Genomic DNA, 12096 nt, shown 5'->3' with positions numbered 1-12096 from the left:
CGCCGATCGGACGGATCGGGCATCTGGCGGAGCCACTACCAGCGGTTGCGCGCCTCCTCGGCCCAGCCGACGAGCCCGTCGAGGCTCACCGTCGTCCCGTCGTCCGTCTTTGCCCAGCCGGAGAAGTGCCCGAAACACTGGTGCGTCTCGTTCGCGACGACACCCAGGTTGGTGCGGGCCACCTTTTCGTGGAACGGCTGGAACTCGGCTTCGACCCGTTCGCCGCTGATCCGCCACGGGCGACGCCAGTCCGACCGGTCGTAGGTCCAGCGCAGTTCCTCGCCGATCTTGTGCAGCCGGCCGTCGACGAACAGGCAGTTCTCGGTGACCCCGGTGCCGTCGGTCCACCGACCCCCGAGCTGGATCGCCCGTCCGGGTGCCACACCGGCGGCCCAGTTCCACGTGATCGAGTACGGCCATCTGCCGCGACCGTGGTCCAGCACGGCGAACGCGTCCGGCCCGCCGATCTCGTACGTCTGGCCGTGCAGTTCCAGCGTGCCGAGAACAGGGCGGCCGAGGTCCTTGACCGTGTACTGGAATCGCGTGGGGCTCCACGGCACGACCACGCCGAGCGACTCGTGACCGGCCGGCAACGGCACGTCCACCTCCAGCCGTACTCCGGGGGCGCTCGCCGAGATGGCGGTGCCGTCCGGCCGCTGAGCGATCCGGATCGTCAGGCCACCACCCTGTGCACGAGCCTCGCCCACGCCGCTGCGCGGCGGCAGCACCGTCCCCCGCGCCAGCGGCACCACCACGTCGGCCTTCGTCTCGGTGCCGCTGTCCCGGTCGAGCACATAGACGCTGTGCACACCGGCGTAGTCCAGTGACGAGGCGACCAGCCCGATGATGTGCCGCGGCGTCACGATTCCCCAGTACTCCCACCGCTTGGTCCGGCCCCAGCCACGCAGGTTCGCGGTGTGCAGCGGGCGGCGGGTCCAGCCGACCGCCGCGGGATTGAGCCGCCCGTCCGGTTGGCACAACTCGACAGGCGAGACCAATTCACGTTCATGCGTCACGAGCTGCACGATAGCCGCCGTCTCCCGCCGGCTTGACTGGCACATTGATGCGCCCTACGGTCATACGACATCGGACATAGGATGTCTAAAAATGTAGTGCCTGTGTCGACTCTGGGTGGTCCTCGACGGCCGTAGTGGGGACGGCACCGTCGCGGGCCTGCCCGAATCCACCCGTACCCCGATCGCAACAGCTGCCTCAGCCCGGCTGGCTGCGCGTGGCGTGACGCTGCGCCACAGAGTCCGGGCGGCCACGGGCAACGGCGCCCGTGGCCGCCCGGCACCCCTCGAAGGAAAAGGACCCATGAAGACGTCTGCCCTTGGCCGCATCGCTCTCGCCACCGGCATCGCCGCGCTGACCGCCGGCATCCTCCCCGCACCGGCGCACGCGGCCGCCGCCCCGGTGAAGCGCAAGATCCTCCCCGTACTGGTGGAGTTCAACGACGCTTCCTTCCAGTTCCCGGACAAGGTGAAGGCGTCCACGCCGGACACCTACTTCGGGGCGAAGAGCGACTCGGCCGCGTCGTTCCTGTCGGAGGTGTCACGCGGGCAGTACACGGTGGTACCCGCCGTCCCGGAGCAGTTCCTCGGGCCGATCAAGCTGAATCTCAGTGCCGCCGGCTGCCCGCAGGGCAAGATCAACGAGATGACCCGGGAGGAACTCACCAAGCGGGGTCTGGTCGCGGGCAAGGACTACGAAAGTCTCTCGATCGTCTTTCCGGCGCAGAAGACCAACTGCCCCTGGGCCGGCCTTGCCAGCGTGCCCGGCCCGACCACCTGGATCAACCTGTACGGCACCGCCAGTGGCATCGACGTCGTCGGACACGAGCTGGGACACAACCTGGGCTTCGGTCACCAGGGTCGCTTCCTGTGTACCGGCGGCAACCTGGGTTCGTGCAAGTCGGAGGGCTCCAGCTACAAGAGCATCATGGGCGCCGGCTATCGGGCATCCGGCTTCTCCGCGCCCGAGATGATCCACGCCGGGTGGCTCAACGGCGGGGCGTCCCAGAAGGTCACCAAGTCGGGGGTCTACACGCTGCGCTCCCTGCACGGCAAGGGCAGCGGAGTCCGCGCCCTGGACATCGCCCTGGGCGGCGACCGGCTCGTCATCGAGTACCGCCACGCGGCCGGCAACTTCGACGCGAAGCTCGAGGGCGTCCACGCCTACCGTGTCCCCAAGGGCTCCTACGGCGCATCGTCACTCATCGACACCACGACGGCGGACAAGACGGCCGCCAACAACGCAGCGCCGAACACGGACGCCATCACCAAACTGACGGACAAGGCGAGCAAGCTGTCCGTCGCCGTCGTCTCGTCCGGCGGTGGTCAGGCCAAGGTCAAGGTCGCGCTAAACGGTGATTCGCTCGCTGCCGTCGGCGCGGATCCCTCGAAGTCCCCGTCCCCGTCTCCCAGCGCCACCCCCAGCCCCAGTGCGAGCGCCAGCGCGAGCGCGAACGCCGCCACGGAGGCCGAGACCGACGGCTCGGAGCCGGACACCGACTTCGACTCCGCGGATCTCGCCGCCGCCGACGGTGGTTCGACCGCAATGCCGCTCGTCGCCGGCGGGGGCGCCGCGCTGCTCGCGGCCGGCCTGGGACTCGTCCTGTTGAAGCGTCGCCGCAAGCGCGCCTGACCGTTGCGCCGGGCCCGGTCGACCGCTGACACGGCGGGCGACCGGGCCCCCGATCAGACGGTCATTCGAACTCCTCCACGTATTCCTCGGTGGGGCCCAACTCGGGCCGGTCGCGCAGTTCCAGGACCGGGCCGAGCCGGTCGGTCTCCAGCACGACGACAGTGTTCTCGCCGGTACGCAGCAGTGGTGCCGGGCAGTAGAGGGTCACCTGCGGGCCGATGTCCCAGTAGCGGCCGAGCAGGAATCCGTTGACCCAGACCAGGCCGTGCACCGAGCCGGGCAGGGCCAGGAAGGTGTCGGCCGGCTCGTCGATGTGCACTGTCGCGACCGCGAAGCCCGCGCCGGTGCCGGCCGGTCCGGCGGTGGTCGCGAGGCGCAGGTCGTCCGGCGTCCACTCGGTCAGGGCGATCGGCGAGCTGGTCCAGCCGTGCACGATCCGGCGGTCGACGAGCACCGGTCCGAGCAGACCCTTGTGCTGTCCGACAAGTGGGCCGTAGTTGATCCGGCCGAGGTTCTCGACCAGGACCTCCAGGCGCACGACCGCCCCGGTGCCGCGGATCGGCACCTCCGGGTGCTCGGCGTCGGCCACGCCCACCGGTACGCCGTCGGCGAGAACGACAGCCCGGTCGCGTACGTCGGTGAGGATGATGGTGTGCTCGCCGGTGGGGATTCTCGGGTGGGCGGTGAGCAGCACCATCCCGGCGTCCAGACCGAGCTGCTCGAAGGTGGCCGCCCGCGGGCCTGTCGACTCCGGTGCCGGCACGGCGCGCAGACCGGCGATCAGGTCGGCGCGGTGGCTCAGCGGCACCCGCGTCGGCGGGAGCACCGGCATCCGCTCGGGCACCCGCAGCGGCCCGGTCGCGCCGAGTGCCGCGCGCATGGCGTGGAACTTCGCGGTGAGTGTGCCGTCCTCGGCGATCGGCGCGTCGGAGTCGTAGCTGGTGATGGTGGGCTGTAGCCGGCCCCGGTCGGCGTTGGCGCCGGCCCACAAACCGAAGTTGGTGCCACCGTGGGCCATGTAGAGGCTGACGCTGCCGCCCTCGCCGATGATGCCGTCGAGAGTGCGTACTGCGCTGTCCACCGCGCGGACGTGGTGCCGCTCGCCCCAGTGGTCGAACCACCCGTTCCAGTACTCGGCGACCACGAAGGGTTCGTCGGGTCGGCGCTGGGCGAAGAGGCTACGCGCGGCCTCGGGCTTCGAGCCGAGAGTGGCCGCGGCGAGGGTTCCGGGCACCGTGCCCGCGTCGTGCATCAGTTCGGTGGGGCCGTCGGCGGTGAACAGCAGCTCGGTGATGCCGCGAGCGACAAGGGCTGAGCGATTCCAGCGCAGGTACGCCTCGTCGTCTCCGTAGCTGCCGTACTCGTTCTCGACCTGTACCGCCACGACCGGTCCGCCGGCATGCGTCTGCTGCCGTGCGATGCGGGGGATCAGCTCGTCGAACCACCGCTCGACCGGCCGGATGAACGCCGGGTCGGAGCTGCGCAGGACCACGTCACGCGCTGTCAGCCAGGCCGGCAGGCCGCCGTTGGACCACTCCGCGCAGATGTACGGGCCGGGCCGCAGGACGACGTCGAGGCCTTCCTCCCCGGCGAGCGCGATGAACGCCTCAAGATCGTGCCAGCCGTCGAAGCGGGGTGCGCGGTCCGCGTGCGGCTGGTGGAAGTTCCAGGGCACGTACGTGTCGACGGTGTTCAGACCGAGGTCGGCCAACCGGCGGATCCGGTCGCGCCACAACTGCGGGTGGACCCGGAAGTAGTGCAGGGCGCCGGAGAGGATGCGGTGCGGGACGCCGTTGCGGTAGAGCTGGCGGTCGCTCCAGCCGAGCGCGGGCGATGGTCTGGTCGACGATGTCACTGTGCTGCCCGGCCGGGTCGTCTCGATCATGGCGGAAGCTTATGTTACCCGTGCCATTCGTAACAATGGCGCTAGGATGCCGCCGTACCGGGTTCTCAGGAGGGCAGGGCGGATGACCGAGGCGACAATGCGTGGCAAGCAGCCGAGCATGGCTGATGTGGCACGCGCCGCCGGTGTGTCGGCACAGACGGTCTCGCGCACGCTGCGCGACTCGCCCAACGTCAACGCGGAGACTCGACGCCGCGTGCTCGACGCCGCCGAGCAGCTCAGATACCGGTACAACGGCGCACCCCGGCTGCTGTCCTCGGGACGCAGCTTCACCCTCGGCCTGGTGCTACTCCAGGCCGGCGGCTACTACTCACGCTCGGCGGTGACGGCCGGGGTGGAGGCGGCGGCCGGTCAGGCGGGCTACTCGGTGAGCATCGCGACCCTCGCCGAACTGGACACCGCGCTGATGGAGAAATCCCTGCTCAAGCTCTCCGACCAGGGCGTCGACGGCATCATCATCGCGGTCCCGCTGATCTCCGTGACCCAGCGGATGGAGGACATCACGCGGGACATTCCGACAGTCACCGTGGACGGCTCGCGCACCACCGGGGCGCGGGTGCTGGGCATCGACCAGCACGAGGCGGGGCGTACGGCCACCCAGCACCTGCTGGACGCGGGACACCGCCAGGTGTGGCACGTGGCCGGGCCGGACGAGTGGATCGAGGCCCGACAGCGTCGACAGGGCTGGCAGGAGTGCCTGGCCGCCGCCGGCATCGACGCGCCACCGGCGCTGGAGGGCGACTGGTCGCCTGAGTCCGGCTACCGCCAGGGGCAGATTCTGGCAATGATTCCCGAGGTCACGGCCATCTTCGTGGCCAGCGACGAGATGGCGTTCGGCGTGATCAAAGCCTTGCGGGAGCGCGGGCGATCGGTGCCGCAGGACGTGTCGATCGTGAGCGTGGACGACATCGAGCTGGCCGCGTACTGCCACCCGCCGCTCACCACCGTCCGGCAGGACTTCTACAGCTCAGGGGCTGCCGCCGTCGCGCTCCTGCTCGGCACCGATCCAGATGGCGAATCGCTGACGCAGGCGAGCCTGATCGTCCGGGAGTCCACTGCGGCGCCGCGGTCCCGCTGACCGTTGGTATCGACGCACCGTTCTTGACGGCTCATGTTACGGGTGCCACAGTAACAACGCGCGGCCCGCCCAGCGATCTAGCGGACCACGCCCCGTGCACGCCGCCGACTCCCGCACAGTTGTGCGCACCGCCCATGGAGGACCCCCCATGTTGAGAAAACCCATAGTCCTAGCGGTCGCCGTCACGACGGCGCTCAGCCTGCTCACGGGCTGCTCCGGTGGCGACGAGAACGCCGACGGCAAGAAGACTCTGAAGATCGCGGCCTTCGAGGGCGGCTACGGCCGGGACATGTACGTGCAGGTCGTCGACGCGTACAAGGCGAAGCACCCCGATGTGGACGTACAGCTGCAGCTCTCGAAGACACTCGAGGACGAGATCAGCCCGAACATGAAGGCCGGCAAGTTCCCGGACGTCGTGGTGCTGCCCCAGGGCCGCAAGGCCGCGCTCGCCGAGACGCTGGTGAAGGACAAGGCGCTGGAAAACCTCACCGACGTCCTGGACATGACAGTGCCGGGCGAGCAGACCACGGTGCGGGCCAAGCTCGCCGACGGGATCGTGGGCAACCTCAGCACGAACCCGTACAACGACGACAAGACCTACCTGATGCCGATGTACTACGCGCCGACCGGCCTGGTCTACAACAAGGGCCTCTTCGCGCAGAAGGGCTGGCAGGTCCCCGCCACGTGGGACGACATGTTCAAGCTCGGCGACACGGCCAAGGCCGAGGGCATCGCGCTGTTCACGTACCCGACCGCGGGCTACCTCGACTCGTTCTTCTTCGCGCTGCTCGCCGACGTCGGCGGGGACCAGTTCTACAAGGACGTGATGACCTACTCCGACGGCGTCTGGAAGACCCCCCAGGCCCGCCAGGTCCTGGACATCACCACCAAGCTGCTCAGCTACGCGGCGAAGACCACCGTCGGGTACGCGAACGAGCAGGACTTCACCAAGAACCAGCAGTCGCTCCTGGACAACAAGACGCTGTTCATGCCGAACGGCACGTGGGTCGTCGGTGAGATGAAGGACGCGCCGCGCGCGAGCGGGTTCGAGTGGGCGATGGCTCCGCTGCCGGCGGTCAGCGCCGGAGGCAAGCGCTACCTGACCACTATCGTCGAGTCGGCCTGGGTGCCGAGCGGAGCCCAGAACAAGGACGCCGCGAAGGACTTCGTCGCGTACCTCTACTCCGACGAGGCGACCGGCATCTTCGCCAAGTCCAACGCGATCCAGCCGGTCAAGGGCATCGCCAAGACGCTTCCCGCCGAGATCGCCCCGTTCTACCAGCTCTACGAGGACCCGACCGTCACCGCTCTGGTCGGCGGCTTCGCCAGCACCGCCCCGGTCGAGGGCGTGAACATCAAGGGCACGCTCTTCGACACCGCGAACAGCATCATCAGCGGCGACAAGACGGTCGACCAGTGGCAGACCGCACTGAACGACGCCAGCGAGAAGCTGCGGCAAGCGGGCAAGTGACGCACCGGCGGCAGCCCGGTCCCGGGCTGCCGCCGATCCCCTCCCCCGCGAGAAGCAAGGACTGGTCACGGTGACGACGACCCTCACTCCACCACCAACGGGCACCAGCAGGCGTACGCCGACCCGATCCCCGGCGTCGACGCGTGGCTCCGGCGCACGCGGCCGGCGCGGCGACGGTCGGTTCGTCGCCGCCTGCCTGCTCCCGGCGCTGGGGCTGTTCGCCCTGTTCATGATCTGGCCGACCGTCAGCGTGTTCCGGATGTCGCTCTACAGCTGGAGCGGTTTCTCGGCGCAGATGAGGTTCGTCGGCCTGGACAACTTCACCAAGCTCGTCGACGACAAGCAGTTCCTCCGCGCGTTCCAGAACACCGTCGCGCTGCTCGTGGTCGTGACAGTGGTGACGATGGGGATGGGTCTGTTCCTCGCGGCCGTCATGACCCGGCAGAAGCTGCGCGGCCACACCCTCTACCGGTTCGTGCTCTACATCCCCAACGTGCTCTCGGTAGTGGTCATCGCGGCGATCTTCTCGGCCGTCTACGACCAGGAGAACGGGCTGCTCAACGGCACGCTGCGGCTGCTCTCGCTGGACGGCCTGCAACAGGTCTGGCTGGGCGACCAGAAACTGGTGCTCTATTCGGTAGCGATCGCGATGCTGTGGCAGTCGCTCGGCTACTACATGGTCATCTACATGTCGAGCATGGCCGGCATCCCGGAGGAGTTGTACGAGGCATCGGCGCTCGACGGCGCGACGGCCACTCGGCAGTTCTTCGCCGTCACGCTGCCGCTGATCTGGCAGAACCTGCGCACCACGTTGACCTTCTTCATCCTCAGCGCGGTCAACCTCAGTTTCGTGCTGGTCCGGGCGATGACCGGCGGCGGTCCGGACGGCGCCTCCGAAGTGCTGCTCAGCTACATGTACAAGCAGGCGTACACGAACTCGGCCTACGGCTACGGCATGGCCATCGGCGTGGTGATCTTCGCTTTCTCGTTCCTCGTGTCGCTCCTGGTGAGCCGCGCGACCCGGCGTGAGCCCCTCCAGTTCTAGAGGACACTCCATGACCACGATCAACAAATCCGGTCCACGGCCCGGCCGTGGCCTCACCCACCTGCTCGTCGGTGCGATCACCCTGCTCATCGTCATCCCGGTCGGCTGGGTGCTGGTGGCCTCGCTGAAGCGCAAGAGCGAGTTCTTCGGCAGCCCCTGGACCCTGCCCGAGGGCCTGCACCTGCAGAACTACGTCGACGCGTTCGGCGGCGCGCAGATGGGCCGCTACTTCGCCACGTCGGTACTTGTCACGCTCCTCGGCCTGGTCCTCGTGCTGGCGGTCTCGGTGCCGGCGGCGTACGTCGTCGCCCGGTACGAGTTCCGCGGCAAGGGCATCGTCGAGACGGCGCTGCTGGCTGGGCTGTTCGTCAACGTCAACTACATCGTGGTGCCGATCTTCCTGATGCTGGTCGACTGGGACCGCGCGCTGGTCGAGGTGTTCCCCGACGGGTTCTTCCTCGACAACCCGGCGATGCTCTCGCTGGTCTACGCGGCGACCTCGATCCCGTTCACGATCTACCTGCTGACCGCGTACTTCCGGTCGATTCCGGGGGACTTCGAGGAGGCCGCGCTGCTGGACGGGGCATCCCGGTTCCGGATCATGACGCGGGTGATGCTGCCGATGGCCCGACCGGCGGTCACCACGGTGATCCTCTTCAACTTCCTGGCGTACTGGAACGACTTCATCATCGCGCTGACGCTGCTGCCCGGCGAGGGCAAGACGTTGCAGGTCGGCCTGCTCAACCTGATGGCCGCGCAGAAGGCGGCCGCTGACCCCGGGCGGCTCTACGCCGGCATGGTCATGGTCATCGTGCCGGTGCTGCTCCTCTACGCGCTGATCCAGCGTCGCCTGATCCAGGGCATGGCCGCCGGCGGCGTCAAGGGCTGAGGCCCGAGAAAGGGATGTCATGAAGGAACCGACGCGTGCCGTGCTGCTCGTCGTCGCCCGGATTCTGGTCGCGCTCGCCTGTGTCGTCACCGTCGTGGTCGTCCGACCCACTGTCGGCTGGGGCAGCCTCGCGATCATGCTCGTGGCGCTCGCCGTGCTGATCGGTCTTCTCGCGGACTACAACCGCAAGTTCCGGTGACTCGGACCCCCGTCGGCGGACGGGCCCGCGGCCCCCCGGGCCCCGTCACTGGCGATACCCCCGGTCGTACGCGCAGGACAGCTCCAAGAAAGTGAACCGCTCCCCACCCCCACGGTTAGGACTCTCGATGCGCCTGTTCAGGTCCTCGTTTGTGGCTTTGACCACGCTAGCCACCGCAATACTTGTCGCCGCGCCCCCCGCCGCGGCAGCCGCAACGAACTACTACGTCGACTGCTCCGCGAGCACGTCGGGCAGCGGCACCCAGGCCAGCCCCTGGAACAGCTTCACGCCGGTGAACGCCAGGACGTTCGCCGCCGGAGACCAGATCCTGATCCGGCGCGGCACCACCTGCGCCGGTCAGCAACTCTTCCCCAAGGGTTCCGGCGCGGCCGGCGCACCGATCGTCATCGACGCGTACGGCAGCGGCGCCAAGCCGGCGCTGCCCGGCAACGGCGTCGTCGCCGACGTGGTGAAGCTCTACAACCAGCAGTACTGGGAGATCCGCAACCTGGACATCTCCAACAAGGGGTCGGCGATCGCGACCCGCCGCGGCGTGCACATCATCCGCGAGAACTCCGGCACCGGCACCTACTACCGGGTGACCGGGCTCAGCGTCCACGACGTCAACGGCAACCAGACCAAGAAGGACGACGACGCCAGCGCCGGCATCTTCTTCGAGGTCCTGGGCAACACCACCCAGACGAAGTTCGACGACGTGCTGATCAACAACAACACGATCAGCACCGTCGACCGCTACGGCATCCACTTCTGGACCCGCTGGATGGTCCGGCCCGAGCTGGCCAACCCCAACTGCGGCTCCACCTGCGGCAACTGGCTTCCGCAGACCCGGGTCGTCGTCCGCGGCAACACGGTCACCGACATCGGCGGCGACGCCATCGACGTGCACCACACCCAGAGCGCCCTGGTGGAGAACAACCGGGTCGACGGCTTCCGGGTTCGCGAGCCCGCGCAGTGCGCCGCCGGCATCTGGGGCTGGAACATCAACGACGCCCTGTTCCAGTTCAACGAGGTCAGCGGCGGCCGGAGCACCTGCGACGGGCAGGGCTTCGACCTGGACGAGGGCAACATCCGCACCATCTACCAGTACAACTACAGCCACGACAACGAGGGCGGCTTCATCCTGCTCTGCAACGGAGGGGGATCGACCACCAAGGACAACATCGTGCGCTACAACATCAGCCAGAACGACCGCGGGCAGATCTTCGACCTCGTCTGCGGGAAGATCACCAACACGAAGATCTACAACAACGTCTTCTACGTCGGCCAGGCAGCCCAGATCATCAACAACAGCAACGGCTCGACCGGCGCCAACGCCGAGTTCTACAACAACATCTTCTACGTGACCACGACCCAGGCCAGCTACACCGCCGGGGCGCTGCTGTTCGACTCCAACGTGTTCTACGGTCAGCACCCGGCCGGTGAGCCCACCGACCCGAACAAGATCACGGCCGACCCGCTGTTCGTCGCGCCGGGCACCGCCACGTCGATCAGTGACGCCGGTGGCTACCGGCTCCGCGCCGGCTCCCCGGCCCTGGCCAGCGGCCAGGTCATGACCAACCCGGGCAGCCGTGACTACTTCGGCGGCGCCGTCACGGCGGGCTGCCGTCCCGACCGGGGCGCGCATCAGCTGAGCACGGTCTGCGTGCCCAGTGCCGGCGTCATCCCGCGCACCGGCTGGTCCCTGAAGTACGTGGACAGCCAGGAGACGACCGCCGAGAACGGCGCCGCGACCAACGCCTTCGACGGAAATCTCAGCACGATCTGGCACACGAAGTACACCGGCGGCAACGCCCCGATGCCCCACGAGATCCAGATCAACCTGGGTGCCAGCTACTCCGTCTCCGGAATCCGCTACCTGCCCCGGCAGGACAGCGGCTCCGGCGCCGCCAACGGGCGCATCGGCCAGTACGAGGTGTACGTCAGCACTGACGGCACCAACTGGGGTACGGCAGTGGCTACCGGCACGTTCGCCAACAACGCCAGCCAGAAGGAGGTCCGGTTCACCGCGAAGACCGGGCAGTACCTGCGGCTACGCGCTCTGAGCGAGGTCAACGGCAACCCGTGGACCACCGCCGCGGAGATCTACGCCCTCAACTGAGCGGGGCAGACAGACCAGGGAGCCTCCGGCATCGCGCCGGAGGCTCCCTGCCGTTCCGGCTGCCACTGCCTGTCCCGAGGCGTTGGGCATCGATCAGGGGGCGTTGGCTTTAGCGCAGTCGCCGCCCTATGGTGGAGGCATGCCGCCGGTGCCCCTCCGCTCGCCAGCCGTCACTGACGTGACGGCAGCCGGTGCTGTCCAGGTCGTGACGGCTGCCCTCGGCAAGGCGTGCATGGGAGTGCCGGTCGTCGGCGCCCTTTACATCGTGCCCACGCACCGCATGTCGCGCCCGGTGCGCGCCGGCCGAGGCCCACCCGCGGAATCGTTGCATCCCAGAACGACCGCAGGGCGAAGCTACTCAGGCTTCGGCCCTTTTTCTTTTTCCCACTCTTTTCGAAGGGCTGACCATGAGCATCGACCAACGCGCAGCCGAGCACGGTTGGCTGGCTGATCTGCGCGCGTCCCTGGCGGACGAATTCGCGACGCAGACGGCTCGGCTACGGGAACTGACCGAACTCAACGCGGACACCGGCGACCCCGGCGAGGCCCACAACCGGGCCGCTCTGCTGGTGGCCACCCGCCGCCACCTCGAGCAGATCACCGGTGCGCTCAGCCGGATCGCGGATGGCACCTACGGTGTCTGCGAGAGGTGCGGCGAGCGCATCCCGGCCGAGCGCCTCGAGGTTCTCCCGCATGTCCGCTGCTGCGTGCCGTGCCAGGAGAAGCAGAAGGGGTGACACCGGGCA

At 68.3% G+C, this 12096-nt stretch carries 10 protein-coding genes; 8 read left to right on the top strand and 2 right to left on the bottom strand.

The features are described 5' to 3' along the window. Window positions 1-35: 35 nt before the first annotated feature. Window positions 36-1016: a DUF2804 domain-containing protein gene (locus AB0B86_RS01010; RefSeq protein ID WP_357409752.1), complete on the bottom strand. Its 981-nt coding sequence runs from the start codon at window positions 1014-1016 to the stop codon at window positions 36-38. 301 nt (window positions 1017-1317) lie between these two features. Here AB0B86_RS01010 and AB0B86_RS01005 point away from each other — a divergent pair, with 301 nt between their 5' ends. Beyond that, complete coding sequence (locus AB0B86_RS01005; RefSeq protein WP_357409750.1) at window positions 1318-2646, top strand: hypothetical protein; 1329 nt, start codon at window positions 1318-1320, stop codon at window positions 2644-2646. 61 nt (window positions 2647-2707) lie between these two features. On the opposite strand, the gene AB0B86_RS01000 is transcribed toward AB0B86_RS01005, so the two are convergent. Further along, on the bottom strand, window positions 2708-4531 hold the full coding sequence (locus tag AB0B86_RS01000; RefSeq protein ID WP_357414757.1) for a glycoside hydrolase family 35 protein: 1824 nt from the start codon (window positions 4529-4531) through the stop codon (window positions 2708-2710). 118 nt (window positions 4532-4649) lie between these two features. On the opposite strand from AB0B86_RS01000, the gene AB0B86_RS00995 reads away from it, so the two are divergent. The 7 genes from AB0B86_RS00995 (at window position 4650) to AB0B86_RS00965 (ending at window position 12087) form a co-directional block, all read left to right on the top strand. Next, entirely contained in the window at window positions 4650-5627 is a 978-nt protein-coding gene (locus AB0B86_RS00995) for a substrate-binding domain-containing protein (protein ID WP_357409746.1), read from the top strand. Window positions 5628-5775: 148 nt separating this feature from the next. Continuing rightward, window positions 5776-7098: a carbohydrate ABC transporter substrate-binding protein gene (locus AB0B86_RS00990; RefSeq protein ID WP_357409744.1), complete on the top strand. Its 1323-nt coding sequence runs from the start codon at window positions 5776-5778 to the stop codon at window positions 7096-7098. A gap of 70 nt (window positions 7099-7168) precedes the next feature. Next, complete coding sequence (locus tag AB0B86_RS00985) at window positions 7169-8143, top strand: sugar ABC transporter permease (RefSeq protein WP_357414754.1); 975 nt, start codon at window positions 7169-7171, stop codon at window positions 8141-8143. A 10-nt stretch (window positions 8144-8153) separates the two neighbouring features. Continuing rightward, window positions 8154-9032, top strand: coding sequence for a carbohydrate ABC transporter permease (locus AB0B86_RS00980; protein WP_357409740.1), 879 nt, complete (start codon window positions 8154-8156; stop codon window positions 9030-9032). A gap of 19 nt (window positions 9033-9051) precedes the next feature. Further along, window positions 9052-9231, top strand: a complete 180-nt coding sequence (locus AB0B86_RS00975) for a hypothetical protein (protein WP_357409738.1) — start codon at window positions 9052-9054, stop codon at window positions 9229-9231. A 157-nt stretch (window positions 9232-9388) separates the two neighbouring features. Continuing rightward, window positions 9389-11350 carry a discoidin domain-containing protein gene (locus tag AB0B86_RS00970; protein WP_357414752.1) on the top strand — a complete coding sequence of 654 codons (1962 nt, stop codon included), beginning with the start codon at window positions 9389-9391 and terminating at the stop codon, window positions 11348-11350. A 407-nt stretch (window positions 11351-11757) separates the two neighbouring features. Then, window positions 11758-12087, top strand: coding sequence for a TraR/DksA C4-type zinc finger protein (locus AB0B86_RS00965; RefSeq protein WP_357409734.1), 330 nt, complete (start codon window positions 11758-11760; stop codon window positions 12085-12087). Window positions 12088-12096 lie beyond the last annotated feature (9 nt).

The organism is Micromonospora sp. NPDC049047 (genome assembly GCF_040649135.1).
Classification (GTDB): Bacteria; Actinomycetota; Actinomycetes; order Mycobacteriales; family Micromonosporaceae; genus Micromonospora.
This window is presented reverse-complemented; position numbering and strand designations above follow the sequence as displayed.

Excerpts from the sequence above, each read along its gene's own strand:
- AB0B86_RS01005 (WP_357409750.1), top strand. The coding sequence starts at position 1,318 with ATGAAGACGTCTGCCCTTGGCCGCATCGCTCTCGCCACCGGCATCGCC.
- AB0B86_RS01000 (WP_357414757.1), bottom strand. The coding sequence starts at position 4,531 with ATGATCGAGACGACCCGGCCGGGCAGCACAGTGACATCGTCGACCAGA.
- AB0B86_RS00995 (WP_357409746.1), top strand. The coding sequence starts at position 4,650 with ATGGCTGATGTGGCACGCGCCGCCGGTGTGTCGGCACAGACGGTCTCG.
- AB0B86_RS00990 (WP_357409744.1), top strand. The coding sequence starts at position 5,776 with ATGTTGAGAAAACCCATAGTCCTAGCGGTCGCCGTCACGACGGCGCTC.
- AB0B86_RS00980 (WP_357409740.1), top strand. The coding sequence starts at position 8,154 with ATGACCACGATCAACAAATCCGGTCCACGGCCCGGCCGTGGCCTCACC.
- AB0B86_RS00975 (WP_357409738.1), top strand. The coding sequence starts at position 9,052 with ATGAAGGAACCGACGCGTGCCGTGCTGCTCGTCGTCGCCCGGATTCTG.
- AB0B86_RS00965 (WP_357409734.1), top strand. The coding sequence starts at position 11,758 with ATGAGCATCGACCAACGCGCAGCCGAGCACGGTTGGCTGGCTGATCTG.